The 13839-nt window shown below is 72.3% G+C and carries 11 protein-coding genes and 1 pseudogene; 6 read left to right on the top strand and 6 right to left on the bottom strand.

Features of this window, described 5'->3' with window-relative positions; translation table 11 throughout:
* Nucleotides 1–79: 79 nt before the first annotated feature.
* Nucleotides 80–1192: pseudogene (locus tag G5C51_RS10805) on the bottom strand (ABC transporter transmembrane domain-containing protein); the annotation flags it as partial.
* Nucleotides 1193–1400: 208 nt separating this feature from the next.
* On the opposite strand from G5C51_RS10805, the gene G5C51_RS10800 reads away from it, so the two are divergent.
* Nucleotides 1401–1829: a TetR/AcrR family transcriptional regulator gene (locus G5C51_RS10800; RefSeq protein WP_165235606.1), complete on the top strand. Its 429-nt coding sequence runs from the start codon at nt 1401–1403 to the stop codon at nt 1827–1829.
* Here G5C51_RS10800 and G5C51_RS10795 read toward each other — a convergent pair.
* Nucleotides 1819–2508 carry a glutaminyl-peptide cyclotransferase gene (locus G5C51_RS10795; protein WP_206313691.1) on the bottom strand — a complete coding sequence of 230 codons (690 nt, stop codon included), beginning with the start codon at nt 2506–2508 and terminating at the stop codon, nt 1819–1821. The genes G5C51_RS10800 and G5C51_RS10795 overlap by 11 nt on opposite strands.
* On the bottom strand, nt 2480–3634 hold the full coding sequence (locus G5C51_RS10790; RefSeq protein WP_206313686.1) for a DMT family transporter: 1155 nt from the start codon (nt 3632–3634) through the stop codon (nt 2480–2482). The genes G5C51_RS10795 and G5C51_RS10790 overlap by 29 nt, the downstream gene beginning before the upstream one ends.
* 186 nt (nt 3635–3820) lie before the next feature.
* On the opposite strand from G5C51_RS10790, the gene paaK reads away from it, so the two are divergent.
* The gene (paaK, locus tag G5C51_RS10785) at nt 3821–5119 is read left to right on the top strand and encodes a phenylacetate--CoA ligase PaaK (RefSeq protein WP_165235600.1); all 1299 of its coding nucleotides are present in this window, start codon (nt 3821–3823) and stop codon (nt 5117–5119) included.
* A 60-nt stretch (nt 5120–5179) separates the two neighbouring features.
* Nucleotides 5180–6616, top strand: coding sequence for an ATP-binding protein (locus G5C51_RS44010; protein WP_338118090.1), 1437 nt, complete (start codon nt 5180–5182; stop codon nt 6614–6616).
* A gap of 7 nt (nt 6617–6623) precedes the next feature.
* On the opposite strand, the gene G5C51_RS10775 is transcribed toward G5C51_RS44010, so the two are convergent.
* The 3 genes from G5C51_RS10775 to G5C51_RS10765 are packed head-to-tail and all read right to left on the bottom strand — an operon-like array spanning nt 6624 to nt 10473.
* On the bottom strand, nt 6624–8033 hold the full coding sequence (locus G5C51_RS10775) for an Nramp family divalent metal transporter (protein ID WP_165235594.1): 1410 nt from the start codon (nt 8031–8033) through the stop codon (nt 6624–6626).
* 40 nt (nt 8034–8073) lie between these two features.
* The gene (locus tag G5C51_RS10770) at nt 8074–8709 is read right to left on the bottom strand and encodes a bifunctional 4-hydroxy-2-oxoglutarate aldolase/2-dehydro-3-deoxy-phosphogluconate aldolase (RefSeq protein WP_165235591.1); all 636 of its coding nucleotides are present in this window, start codon (nt 8707–8709) and stop codon (nt 8074–8076) included.
* 39 nt (nt 8710–8748) lie between these two features.
* Nucleotides 8749–10473 carry an IlvD/Edd family dehydratase gene (locus tag G5C51_RS10765; RefSeq protein WP_165235588.1) on the bottom strand — a complete coding sequence of 575 codons (1725 nt, stop codon included), beginning with the start codon at nt 10471–10473 and terminating at the stop codon, nt 8749–8751.
* Nucleotides 10474–10612: 139 nt separating this feature from the next.
* On the opposite strand from G5C51_RS10765, the gene G5C51_RS10760 reads away from it, so the two are divergent.
* From G5C51_RS10760 to G5C51_RS10750, 3 genes are read left to right on the top strand one after another with little or no spacing between them, the layout of a single operon-like run.
* On the top strand, nt 10613–11266 hold the full coding sequence (locus G5C51_RS10760; RefSeq protein ID WP_165235586.1) for a GntR family transcriptional regulator: 654 nt from the start codon (nt 10613–10615) through the stop codon (nt 11264–11266).
* Complete coding sequence (locus G5C51_RS10755) at nt 11263–12402, top strand: mandelate racemase/muconate lactonizing enzyme family protein (RefSeq protein WP_165235584.1); 1140 nt, start codon at nt 11263–11265, stop codon at nt 12400–12402. The genes G5C51_RS10760 and G5C51_RS10755 overlap by 4 nt, the downstream gene beginning before the upstream one ends.
* Complete coding sequence (locus G5C51_RS10750) at nt 12402–13832, top strand: aldehyde dehydrogenase family protein (RefSeq protein WP_165235582.1); 1431 nt, start codon at nt 12402–12404, stop codon at nt 13830–13832. Before G5C51_RS10755 ends, G5C51_RS10750 begins: the two co-directional genes overlap by 1 nt.
* Nucleotides 13833–13839: the final 7 nt, after the last annotated feature.

Raw genomic sequence — 13839 nt, 5'->3', positions numbered from 1 at the left:
TCGGGGCGGGAGATGAGCAGGTTGTCCGGATGGTGCCGGGCACGACCGGGGTGTCCTGCTCGACGTAGGCGAGGCGGGAGCGGATCGCGGCGTGGCCGTGACGCTCGTACGGGACGCCGTCCAGGAGCAGCGCCCCGTCCCGCGGCTCCAGGAAGCGCAGCAGCAGCGAGAGGACCGTGGTCTTGCCCGCGCCTGACGGGCCGACGATCGCGGTGTGGCCGTGCCGCGGGATCGCCAGGTCCACGCCGCGCAGCGCCGGTTCCAGGTCCGGGCCGTACGCCGCCGTGACGCCGCGCAGCTCCAGCACGGGGCCGGCGGCTGCGCGTGCGGGGGTCGGCGTACGCGGATCGTCCGACTCCACCTCCAGCTCGTCCATCGCGCGGATCCGCTCCGCGGCCGCGATGCCCGACTGCAGGGCGGTGAGGTTCTGCGACAGCTCGGTGATCGGCTCCATCAGCCCGAAGGCGTAAAGGAGGAAGGCGATCAGGCTGGAGACCTCCAGCTGGCCTTCGCCCACCCGCCAGGCGCCGACGCCGAGGATGACGATCACCGCGAGCTGGATGCCGGTCCAGGCGATCGTCCACACGGTGGCCTCGAGCCGTACGGCCCTGATGCCGTAACGCGCCGATTCCCGGGCGTCCTTGGCGATCAGCTCCGCCTGCCGCACCTCGGCGCCGCTCGCCTTGATCGTGTGGAGCGCCCGCAGCGTGCCTTCCAGCCGGCCGCCGACCCGGCCGACGTGCTCCTGCGCCCGCTCCTGCGCCTTGGCGATCTTCGGCATCAGCGCGCTGAAGAGCACCACCACGACGAGGACGGACGCCACCGTCGTGCCGAGCAGCACCAGGTCGAGCACGGCCATCATCGCCAGCGTGCCGATCAGCATCACCACGCCGTTGATCAGCCCGATCACGCTGGAAGAGGCGGCCTCGCGCAGCAGCACCGTGTCCGAGACCGTCCGGGACACCAGCTCACCCGGCGGCCGCTTCATGATGCCGGGCACGGTGGCGCGGAAGAACCGCCGCACCATGGACACCCGCGCCTCCAGCACCACCCGCTCGCCCAGCGTGCCGAGCAGAATCCACTCGACGCAGTAGAGCACCGCGCCGACGACGAGCAGCACCAGCAGCGCGAGCACCGGGCCGCGCAGCGAGCCACCGTCGCCGAGCGCGTCCAGGACCCACTTGGTGACCATCGGCGTGGCAAGACCCAGCGCGGACGCGGCCAGCGCGAGCAGCAGCCCGGCGCCGAGGGCGCGCCGGTGCGGGCCCGCCTGCCGGCGGGGGCCTCACCGAGGCCGCTCTTGCTTCTGCCGGCGGCCTGAAGGGCGACGTCGCTCGCGAAGCGCGCACCGCACCCGGCGCGCGATCCTCGACGCCGCCGCGGACGTCGGCCGCACCACCGTGCACCGCTATTTCCCCGAGCGCATCGACCTGCTGCGCGCCCTCGGCACCGACGTGCTGGAGAAGGTCGCCGCCGCCACCGAGCGGGCCCGGATCGAGGAAAGCCCCGCCCCGGCCGCGCTGGAGCGGCTGTGCCAGGAGCTCTTCGAGCTCGGCTCCGCGCTCACCCTGGTCTTCGACGAATCGCTGGTGGCGACCTGGAAGTGGGAGGGCTGGGAGGAGGAGACCGCCGCCGACCGGGCCCTCGCCCGGCTGATCGACCGGGGCCGTACCGAAGGCGACTTCGACGACGGCCTGGACACCGACTGGATCGTCCAGGTCCTGTGGTCGCTCCTCTACGTCGCCTGGCAGCGCACCCGGGACGGCGGCACCAAGCACGAGGCGCTGACGCTGTGCCTGCGCACGCTGCGCAAGGCCATCAGCTCGTAGGCACGAACCGCACCCGGAACAGCTTCGGCCAGTTCTTGCCCGTCACGTAGAACTCATCCGTGCCCGGAATCGCCGCGATCCCGTTCAGCACCTCGGCCCCGGACCGCTCCGACGCGGGCAGCAGCCCGCCGGCGTCCACCGCGCCGGTGACCTCGCCGGTGCGGGTGTCGATGCGGACGATGTCGTCGGTCTGGAAGACGTTCGCGTAGACCGTGTGCGGCCCGGCGCACTCCAGCTCGTTGAGCTCGGACACCGGCCGCCCGGCCATCCGCACCGTCACCTCGCCGGTCTTACGGAACGACGCCGGGTCGCGGAACGCCAGCGTCGGCGAGCCGTCGCTCATCACCAGGCGGCCGCCTCCGGCGTCGTGGCACAGGCCCCAGCCCTCGCCCTCGTAGTGCACCTGCCGCCGCTCCCGGAGCGTCTTCGGGTCCCGCTCGTACGCGATGCCGTCCTGCCAGGTCAGCTGCCAGAGCCGTTCACGGCCGACCAGCGTGATGCCTTCGCCGAAGACCTCCGCCGGCAACTCGGCGCGCGCCGCCGGGCGCTTGCCCGGCAGGCCCGCGCGCACCGAGGAGCGGCCGGTCAGCCCGGTGCCCTCGTAGAGGGTGTCCCCCGACATCTCCAGGCCCTGGGTGAAGGCCTCCGGGTCATGCGGCAGCGTCCGGCGGACCTGCACCCGCAGCCGCTGCGGGCTCGAGCTCGAGGCGCCGGCGTCCGGGGACGAGCTGCCGGACGGGCTCGACGAGGGGCTCGACCCGGACGGGTTCGAGGACCGGCTCGACGCGCTCGGGGCCGCGTCTGCGCTGCCGGTATTCCCCCCGCATCCGGTCAGCAGGGTGAGGGTGGCGACGAAGGTCACGACGGGGGCGCGCATGAGCCAACCCTGACACGCCCAGGCCGCGGGCACAGGTAGCCGCCGGCTGCGTGCCGCGCTGCGCGGGCACGGCCGCCGCCGCGGGGTCGGGCTCGGCCGCCGGGCTGGGCGCCTGCGCCGTCAGCACGACCAGGCCGGCCGCGGTGATCGCGGCGGCGACCAGCGCCAGCACGGCACCCGCCGCGCCGAAGCGGAACGATTCGCCGAAGGCGACTATCCCGACCGCGCCCGCGATCACCGGGTTCACCACGGTCAGCGTGGCCAGCGGCGCGGAGAGCCCGGCGCCGCGGTACGCCGCCTGCGACAGCAGCAGCCCCGCCGGCGCCAGCACGGCCACCATCGCCAGGCTGAGCGGGTCGGTCCAGTCGTCCGTAACCGCCTTGGTGAAGACCGAGGCCATGCCGAAGGCCGCGCCCGAGGCGACGGCAAGTGTCAGGCTGCGCGCGGCCGGACGGCGCATCCGGCGGGCAGCGACCACCAGCGCCGCCACACCGCCGATGGTCACCGCGGCCAGCACCCCGCGGGCGGCCGCGCTCGCCTCGCCCGACGCGGATCCGTCGGTGAGCGCCAGCAGCAGCCCGAGCCCGCCGGTGGTGAGCAGCGCGCCGCGCCACGCGGCGCCGGCGATGTGCTTGCGTACGAAGATCGCGGCGATCGGCAGCGCGAGCACGATGGTGAGCGCGCCCAGCGGCTGCACCAGGCTGAGCGGCCCGAAGGCGAGCGCCGCGACATGCAGCAGGGCGCCGGCACCGTTGAGCCCGACGGAGGCCCACCAACCGGGGCGGTGGTAGGGGGCGTAGGAGGCGCGCGAAGCCGGGTCGGCCGCCTCGGGCGTGGTGGCGGCGACCCGCTCCTGGATCACGGCTGCGCCGGCATACGCCGCCGCCGAGACCAGCGACAGCACCACCGACAGCAGGAAAGGGCTCATGTCTTAACGATGACTCGTTCCGCCGCGAGAATCGTCATCCGCTGGGACGCTCTCGGTCCTACTGCCATGGCAGTAGGTCCTCCCGGAGGAGTACGGCTGCGGGCTGACGGCGTCTCGTTCAAACACCTCTTTCGTGGGCCGTCATCCGTCTTGACACGGGGCTTCGGCACCGGAAGGTTCGCGACCATGACGCCTCAGGTCAACGACGCCCTGGACGAGAACGAGCAGCTGAAGGCGGACGAACTCCGCGCCCTCCAGCTGGACCGGCTGCGCACCACGCTGCACCGCGCGTACGAGCACGTCCCGCTCTACCGCCGGAAGTTCGACGCCGCGGGCATCCACCCCGACGACTGCCGCAGCTTGTCCGACTTGTCCCGTTTCCCGTGCACCACGAAGGCGGATCTGCGCGAGGCGTACCCCTTCGGAATGTTCGCCGTCCCCATGGAGCAGGTCCGCCGCCTGCACGCCTCCAGCGGCACCACCGGGCGCCCGACGGTCGTCGGCTATACGGACGGCGACCTGTCCACCTGGGCCGACCTGGTCGCCCGCTCGATCCGCGCCGCCGGCGGCAGGCCCGGCGACAAGGTGCATGTGGCGTACGGATACGGCCTGTTCACCGGCGGCCTGGGCGCGCATTACGGGGCGGAGCGGCTCGGCTGCACGGTGATCCCGGCGTCCGGCGGAATGACGGCGCGGCAGGTGCAGCTGATCCAGGACTTCCGGCCCGAGGTCATCATGGTCACGCCGTCGTATCTGCTCACCCTCATCGACGAATTCGAGGCCCAGGGCATCGACCCGCGCAGCACCTCGCTGCGCACCGCCATCCTCGGCGCCGAGCCGTGGACGGAGGAGATGCGCCGCGAGATCGAGGGCCGGCTGGCGATCAATGCGGTGGACATATACGGACTTTCAGAAGTAATCGGCCCCGGCGTCGCGCAGGAGTGCGTGGAGACCAAGGACGGCCTGCACATCTGGGAGGACCACTTCTACCCGGAGGTCCTCGACCCGCTCACCGACGAGGTCCTGCCGGAGGGCGAAACCGGCGAACTGACCTTCACTTCCCTCACAAAAGAGGCCATGCCGGTCATCCGCTACCGCACCCGCGACCTCACCCGCCTCCTCCCCGGCACCGCCCGCCCGGCCTTCCGCCGCATGGAGAAGATCACCGGCCGCAGCGACGACATGCTGATCATCCGCGGCGTGAACCTCTATCCCACCCAGATCGAGGAAATCGTCCTGCGCACCGACCAGTTGGCCCCGCACTTCCAGCTCCGCCTCACCCGCGAGGGCCGCCTCGACCGGCTCACGGTCCGCGCGGAGGCCCGCCCCGGCGCGCTGCCGCAGCAGCGGGCGGCCGCGGCGGCGGAGCTGGTGCGGGCCGTAAAGGATCACATCGGGGTGACGGTGGCCGCGGAGGTGGTGGACCCGGAGACACTGGAGCGCTCGGTGGGCAAGATCCGCAGGGTGGTCGACGACCGCGGTTGATCACTATTCGCGCATCTTTGCGCCGGTGTCGACTTCGCGCACGTCACCTCACTCGTTCCAGTGGAAGTTGACCGAACGAACAGCGTCAACCGCGCACATAACGACCACCCGGTTACCTTTCCGATCGTGACGAAAGACCTTAACCGTGTTGTTTCCGGCCTCCGCGCTGCCGGTGGATACGCGACCGACGTGGAAGTGAAGTCCGCCGCAAGTGGTCTTCCGGACTCCTTGGCCTCGACCCTGGGTGCGTTCGCCAACCTGCCGGGTGGCGGGATGGTCATCCTGGGTCTGGACAAACGGAGCGGCTTCCGTCCCGTACCGCTGACCGACATGCAGGGCCTCCGGCAGGCCCTGGCCGAGATGGCGGACGCGTTCAGCCCGCCGATCCGGCTCACCGTCGAGGACGCGGAGGTCGACGGCTCGCCGGTGCTGGCGGCCACGGTCCACGAGTGCGAGCGCCCGGCGAAGCCCTGCCGGCTGGCCGCCTCCGGCGCCGCCTACATGCGCGGATACGAGTGCGACTACCAGCTCTCCGAGCTGGAGGAACAGGCCTATCCCACCACCCGCTTCCCACCCGCCTTCGACCGCCAGCCGGTGTCGGGCGCCAAGATCGACGACCTCGACCACGAGCTGACGACGGCCTTTCTGCAGGCGGTCCGCGAGCGCGACCCGTACGGCCTCGGCCGCTTCGCCGACGACGCCGAGCTGATGGTGCGGGCGGGCATCCTGCTGCCGGAGGGCACCCCCTCGGTGGCCGGGCTGCTGGCGCTGGGCGTGCACCCGCAGCAGTTCTTCCCCCGCTATACGATCCAGCTCGCCGCCGACCCGCACCCGTCCGACCCGCTGGGCACCCGGGCCCGTAACCAGATCACCCTGACCGGCGCCATCCCGCGGATGCTGGACCAGGCGCTGGACTGGGCGCGGCGCACCTTCGACACCACGATCACCTCAGAGGCCGACGGCGTCGTACGGGACCAGCCGGAATACCCGCTGCTCGCCTTCCGCGAGCTGATCGCCAACGCCCTCGTGCACCGCGACCTCGACCAGTGGTCGGCCGGGATGGCGATCGAGGTCCGGCTCCGCCCCGACCGCCTGGTCATTTCCAACCCGGGCGGCCTCTACGGTCTGTCCATGGAACGCCTCGGCCGCGAGGCCGTCACCTCGGCCCGCAACGCCCGCCTCGTCGCCATCTGCCAGCACGCCCGCTCCCCGCAGACCGGCAGCCGTGTCATCGAAGCCCTGGCCAGCGGCATCCCCGCCGTCTCCGACGTCCTCAACGACGCGGGCCTCCCCCCGGCCCAGTTCATCGACGCCGGCATCCGCTTCACGGCGGTCCTGCACAAGCCGACCCCGCAGACAGCGAGCAAGCCCCTCCTGAACGCCACCGAACTGAGCGTCTACGACTTCCTGACGGCCGGCCCGCACCCACAGCAGCACACCCACACGGTCACCGACCTGCAGACGTCACTGGGCTACGCGCCGAACATCATCCGCTGAGCGGGCCCTAGCCACCCACGGAGACGCCGAAGACCTCCAGCAAGGAGTAGACGGCGAGACCGGTGATCGCCACGGTGCTCACCGCGAGGACGGCCGTGACCCAGGAGCCGGCGCGGAAGCGCCGGTCCACCTCCGTGGTGCGCAGGTGCCAGACCGCGACGAGCACCGCCAGCAGGAAGATGGCGTTGCCGATGGCCCCGATCTGCAGCAGGAGCAGCGGGGACTGGACGAACAGATACATGACCGCCCAGATGACCGGCAGCACGAAGGTGAAGATCCGCAGCCACTTGGTGCGCACCGCCAGGTCGTGCCAGTCGATCACCCCCATCAGCCCGAGGGTGTTGGTCCACAGCCGGGGCACCGCCGCCACGGCGGCCACGTGCGTGGAGAACAGCACCGTGACGGCGCCGACCAGGAAGAGCACCTCGGCCCAGGGGCCGAGGGTGTCGGTGTAGATGCGCGACACCGTGGTGATGACGTCGTTCCCCTCGGGGACGGCCTTCTGCGGCGCCAGTACCGAGGCGCCCACGATGTAGAAGGAGAGGGTGGTCAGCGTGCAGACCACCCAGGAGACCAGCACGTCCAGCTGCATGACCTTCAGCCAGCCCGCGGCCCGCCGGGCCCGCTCCTCGGTGCCGTCGTCGGGCCCGGTCCAGCGGGCGTAGCCCTTCTCCAGGCACCAGTACGTGTAGTTGGTCATGTCGTCGGCACCGACCCCCGTCGAGCCGAACATCGCCAGCGCGAGGCCGACGGCCCCAGCCGGGATCGCGAAGCTCAGCCCCGAGCCGAGGTCGCCCGCCGAGTAGGAGTAAGGGGTGAAGGGCAGCGACAGCGCGAGGGCGATGGTGCTGCTCGTGAACAGCGCCACGGAGAGCGTGGTGATCCGCTCGACGACGCTGTACCGGGCGCTGCTCATCAGCAGCACGCTCACCACGGTGACGATGACGGTCCAGGTGACCAGCGAGGTGCGGCTCAGCTCCCCGCCGGCGATCGGCCAGGCGATGGAACAGGCCGCGGCCGTACCGCCGATGACGCCGCCGCGCTGGAAGTTCTTGGCGAGATCCAGGCCGATCCACAGCCAGTTGATCCACCCCATGCGGCCTATTCGCGGCCGGACCTTGCCGTATCCGGCGAGCGCGGTCTCCCCGTTGAGGATGGTCCAGCGGGCCAGTTCGACCTGCACCCAGACCTTGACCGCGGCGCCGAGAATCACGAGCCAGAGCAGGGCGAACCCGGCTTTCGCGCCGAGTGAGGTGGTGACGATGAGCTCGCCGGATCCGACGACGGACGCGGTGAGTACGAAGCCGGGGCCGAGGTAGCGCATCCGCTCCCGGAGAGTCCGGGGAGGGGTGCGGACGTCCTCGGCGCGCAGCTCGTAGGAATCACGGACGGGGGTGCGGACTTCGGTGGCACTCAAGGTGTGCTCCTTCGAGAGGCGCCGGCGGGCCGTTGGCAGGTCAGCTCCGCGGGCGGCTCGCCCGCGCGGTGGCGGCCGCGAACCGCTCGGCGCCCCTGACCACCGCCTCGGTGTCGGCGGGATCGCCGAACAGCTGGACGCCGACGCCCACGCCCACGCACCCGGCCTCGATGCACGCTTCCGCCAGGCTTTCGTCGACGCCCCCGGTGGCCACGTACGGCACGTCCGGCAGCGGGCCGCGCAGCTGCCGGATGTGGCCTGCGCCGACCGAGCTGACCGGGAAGACCTTCACGGCGTCGGCACCGGCACGTACCGCCCGCAGCACCTCGGTCGGCGACAGGGCGCCGGGCACGGAGCCCATGCCGAGCTCCTTGGTCCGCTCCACTACAGCGGCGTCGATGTCCGGGGAGACGACGAACTGGGCACCGGCACCGGCGGCCTGCTCCACGTCCTCGGTGGTGAGCACGGTCCCGGCGCCGACACGGGCATCGGCGCCGAGCCGGCCGCGGATGGCGGCGATCGCCTTGAGCGGATCCCCGCTGTGCAGCGTCACCTCGAACAGCCGGATGCCGGCCGCATAGAGCGCCTCGGCCAGGTCCGCGCACTGGTCGGCGGACTGACCGCGGAAGATCGTCAGGATGCGGTGGCGCTCCAGGTCACTCAGGAGATCGCTCATGGTGCGGCCCTTCCTTTCGGACGTTTCGGAGTGGTCGGATCAGAAGGGCCGGCGCGGGACGGCATGCCCGCGGCGGCCGGTCAGGAAGTCCAAGTCGGCGCCCGTGTCGGCCTGGTTGACCTGGCTCCGGTAGAGGCCCGCCCAGCCCGCTCCCCGGGTCGGGGCCTTCTTGAAGCTGTCGGCGCTCCCGGACGCGCGGGCGGTGAGCTCCGCCTCCGGTACGTCCATCTCCAGCCGCCGGGCGGGGACGTCGAGGGTGACGCGGTCGCCGCTGCGGAGCAGGGCGAGCGGCCCGCCGGCGGCGGCCTCGGGCGCCACGTGCAGGACCACGGTCCCGTACGAAGTCCCGCTCATCCGGCCGTCGGTGATCCGGACCATGTCCCGTACGCCCTGGTCCAGCATCTTCTTCGGAATCGCGAGATTGCCGATCTCCGGCATGCCCGGATAGCCGACCGGGCCCGCGTTACGGACCACCAGGACGGTGTCGGGGGTCACCGGCAGCTCCGGCGAGTCCTTCTGCGCGTCGTAGTCCTCGATCGTGTCGAAGACGAGCGCGGGGCCGGTGTGCCGGGTGAGTTCGGGGGACGCCGCGGAGAGCTTGAGCACGGCGCCGTCGGGGGCGAGGTTGCCGCGCAGCACCGCGGTGTGCGAGCCCGGCGGCGCGACCGGGTCCTTCCGGCTGCGTACGACCTCGGGCCGCCAGTTGGGGGCGTCCGCGCAATTCTCGGCGAGCGTCCGGCCGTTGATCGTCATGGCGGCGCCGTCCACGAGGTCGCCGAGCTCGCGGATGACGGCCGGCAGTCCGCCGGCGTCGTGGAACTCCTCCATCAGGAACCGGCCCGAGGGCAGGAGGTCGACCAGCAGCGGGACATCGGCCGCCAGCCGGTCGAAGTCGTCCAGCGCCAGGTCGACCTCGGCCCGGCCCGCCATGGCCAGCAGGTGCACGACCGCGTTGGTGGAGCCGCCGATCGCCGCGTTGACCCGCACCGCGTTCTCGAACGACCGCCGGTCCAGGAAGCGGGAGGGAGCCAGCCCTTCGTCGGCCATGGCGACGATCCGCTGCCCGGCCTGCTCGGCGATACGGGCCCGGCCGGCGTCCACGGCCGGAATCGTCGCGCTCCCGGGCAGCGAGAGGCCGAGCGCCTCGGTGACGCAGGCCATGGTCGACGCCGTACCCATGGTGGTGCAGTGGCCGGCGCTCCGGGACAGGCACGCCTCCGCCGAGCGGAACTCGCACGCGGACATCCGCCCCGCCCTGACCTCCTCGCTGAACTTCCAGACGTGGGTGCCGGAGCCGACCGCCTCGCCGCGGAAGCGGCCATTGAGCGCGGGGCCTCCGGTGACCATGACCGTGGGCAGGTCGACGCTGAGCGCGCCCATCACCTGTGCCGGCACGGTCTTGTCGCAGCCGCCCAGCAGGACCACGCCGTCGAGCGGGTTCGCGCGGAGCGTCTCCTCGACGTCCATCGCCATGAGATTGCGGAACAGCATCGCGGAGGGCCGCATCAGCGTCTCGCCGATGGAGATCGTCGGGAACTCCATCGGGACGCCGCCTGCCATCAGCACCCCGCGCTTGACCGCCTCGGCCACCTGCCGGAGGTGGGCGTTGCACGGCGCGAGGTCCGACGCGCTGCTTGCGATCCCGATGACCGGGCGGCCGTCGAACATCTCCGGCGATCCGCCCCGGTTGTACAGCTTCGACCGGTGAACGAACCCCAGCTTTCCGTCGAGCCCGAACCATGAGGCGCTGCGCCGCTCAGGCATCTCGTTCCCTTCGCCAGTGGATTGCTGACATGTAACATCATCGATCAGCACGCAGCAAGAGGGATTTACATGTAACTTTTCAAAGCAGCATGTAGGCTCGGGGGAGCCAGTCCACGGATGCAGAAGCCAGGGGTGAGTCATGACCGTCGCGAGTGATCCCCGCGTCACCGATCGCGTCCACCAGGAGTTGCGCGACCAGATCTTCGCCGGGGAGCTCCCCGCGGGCGCCCGGCTGAGCGTTCCGGCCCTGGCCGCGAGCCTCGGCGTGAGCCGCAGCCCGGTCCGGGAGGCGATCGTCCGCCTGGTGCACGAGCGGCTGGCCCGCGAAGAGCCCCGCCGGGGCGCCGTGGTGGCCGACGTCAGCCTCAAGAGCCTGATCGCCATCTACGAGGTCCGCGAGGTCCTGGAGGGTCTCGCGACGCGGCTCGCGGTCGAGAACGCCGGTCGCCGGCTGATCCGCACGCTCGAGGACGTACTCGGGGAGCACGAACGCGCGGTCGCCGCGGTCGACTTGACCGCCGCGTCCGAGGCCGACATGACCTTCCACCGGCTGATCCGGGAGGCCGCCGACAACCCGGAGGTGGTCCGCATGCTCGACGAGGTGCAGACCCAGGTCCGGCTGGCGATGCGGACCACCCAGGTCACCCGCGGCCCCAAGCTGGCGGTCGCCGACCACCGCGCGATCTTCACCGCCATGGCGGCCGGCGACCCGGCCGCCGCGGAGCAGGCCGCCCGCGCCCACATCGCCGGCCTCCGGTCCACCCTCGCCGAGCAGGCAGGGGAGCCGCGTTGACCCACATAGCCCGCGCCCGGGTCCGGGTCCTGCGCGCGCCGGTCCGCGACGGCATCGCGATGTCGTTCTCGCCGCTGCGGCACCGTGCGATGGTCCTCGTCTCGCTCACCGACGAGGACGGCAGGACCGGCCACGGCGAGAGCTGGGTCAACTATCCCCCCTGGGCCGCCACCGAGCGCACCGCCACCTTGCGCGAGGGCGTCTTGCCGCTGCTGGCCGGACGCCGGGTCGACGATGTGCCCGCGACCCACGCCGTCCTGTGCGAGCGGCTCGACCCCCTGGGGCGGCAGTGGGGCGCGCCCGGCCCGATCCGCCAGGCCATCAGCGCGGTGGACGTGGCGCTGTGGGACCTCAAAGGACAGCGGGCCGGCGCCGCGATCGCCCGCGTGGCCGCGCACCGGATACGGGAGCACATCCCCGTATACGCAAGCAGCCTGGGGCCGCGTTCCGTAGCCGAACAGGCGGCGGACTGCCGCCGCGCCGGACATGCCGCCGTGAAGGTCAAGCTGGGCTTCGGGCGGGAGACCGATACGCGCAATCTCCTCGCCGCGCGCGAGACGCTCGGCGCGGACGCGCTCCTCTACGCCGACGCGAACCAGGGCTGGGACCTCGAGGAGGCGGTGGCGATGGCGCCGGTGCTGCGCGACGCCGGGGTCGGGTGGATCGAGGAGCCCGTCGAGGGCGACGAGCTGACCGACCTGGAAGAACTGCACCGCCGCACCGGCCTGGTGATCGCGACCGGCGAAAACCTCTACGGCCGCGCGAAGTTCGCCGCCTACGCGACCTCGCCCGCCATCGCCGTCCTGCAGCCCGACGTCGCCAAGGCCGGCGGGATCACCGAAGCGCTCGCGGTCTGCGACCTGGCGGCCAAGCACGACACCGCCGTCATGCCCCATCTCTACGGTGGCGCCGCGGCCTTCGCGGCGACGCTGCAGGTGGCCGCGGCCGCCGATGCGGTGACCGCCGTCGAGTACGACGTACGGGACAACCCGCTGCGCGACCCGCTGCTGCTCTCCCCGCCGGCGCCCGGCGAAGGCCGGCTCGGCCTGCCCGACCTGCCCGGCCTCGGCGTCCGGTTCGACGCCGCGGCGCTGGAGCGGCTGACCTGCCACGACGAGACCCTGGAGATTCCGTAATGCATGCATCCCGGACCATCGGCGGCGTCCGCATCGACGGCGGGACGCCGACGCCCGAAAACCCGGTACGGCACGAGCTGACCGACCCGGCGACGGGTGCCGCATGGGCGAGCGTGGAGTACGGCGGCGAGCCGGAGGCCCGCCGCGCGCTGGACAGCGCCGCCAAGGCGCTGCCGGACTGGGCCGGCCTGGCACCGGGACGACGGGCCGCATCGCTACGGGCGATCGCCGCCGATCTCCGCGAGGACCGGCTCACCGCGGAACTGGCCGGCCTGATCACCCGCGAGACCGGCAAGCGGATCGCCGAGGCCCGCGCCGAAGTCGGCCTGTCGGCCGCCTTCTTCGAGTGGTTCGCCGACCTGGCCGGCAGTCGTTCAGGGCGGGTCTGGAGCCATGTCCCCGGCCTGCGCCACGAGGTGGGAGAGCGGGCCCTGGGCGTGGTCGCCGTCCTCACCCCGTGGAACTTTCCGGTCTCGATCCCGGCCCGCAAGATCGCACCCGCCCTGGCGGCGGGATGCTCGGTGCTGTTCAAGCCCTCCGAGGTGGCCCCGGCCTCGGCGCTGCTCCTCGCCGAGGTCGTCGAACGGCACGTGCCAAGCGGAGTCGTCTCGACCGTGGTGGGCGAGCCCGCGGCGATATCCGATGTGTGGCTGTCCGACCGCCGCGTCCGCGGCCTGACCTTCACCGGCTCCACCCGCGTGGGACGCCTGCTCGCCGCGGCCGTCGCGCCCCGCTTCACCCGGGCGGTGCTCGAACTCGGCGGCAACGCCCCCTTCGTCGTACTCGACGACGCCGACCTCGACCTGGCGGTGGACACCCTGATGGTGGCCAAGTACCGCAACAACGGGCAGTCGTGCATCGCCGCCAACCAGGTATGGGCGCCCCGCTCGCTGGCCGACGAACTCGCCGACCGCTTCTGCCGGGCCTCGGACCGCCTCGTGCTCGGCGACCCCGCCGACGAGGCCACCACGCTCGGACCACTGGCCCTGCCCACCGACCCCGCCCGGGTCGACGGCCTGCTGGACGCCTCCGGCGGCGACGTGTGGCGCGCCGCCACCCCGGCACCGCCGACCGGCCACTTCGCCGGGCCCGCGGTGAGCGTGCGGCCGGGCCGGGACAGCACCCTGGTCCGCGAGGAGATCTTCGGCCCCGCCGTGTCCGTGCTCGAATACGACGCGCTCGAAACCGTCCTCGAAGCCGTCGCCGCCAGCCCCTACGGCCTGGGCGGATACGTGATCGGCCCGCCCCGCCGGGCCGCCGACGTGGCCCGGTCCCTGGACGTAGGCATCGTCGGCGTGAATACCGGAAGCCCCAACACCCCGCAGGTCCCCTTCGCCGGCCTGAAGGACAGCGGCCTCGGCGTCGAGGGCTCCCACCTGGGCCTCGAGGCATTCCTCAGCCCACAAACGGTGGCCGTCGGCGACTGCTGACCCCGTC

Origin of the sequence: Streptomyces coryli, from assembly GCF_011044975.1 — a bacterium.
Taxonomy (GTDB): Bacteria; Actinomycetota; Actinomycetes; order Streptomycetales; family Streptomycetaceae; genus Streptomyces; species Streptomyces coryli.
This window is presented reverse-complemented; position numbering and strand designations above follow the sequence as displayed.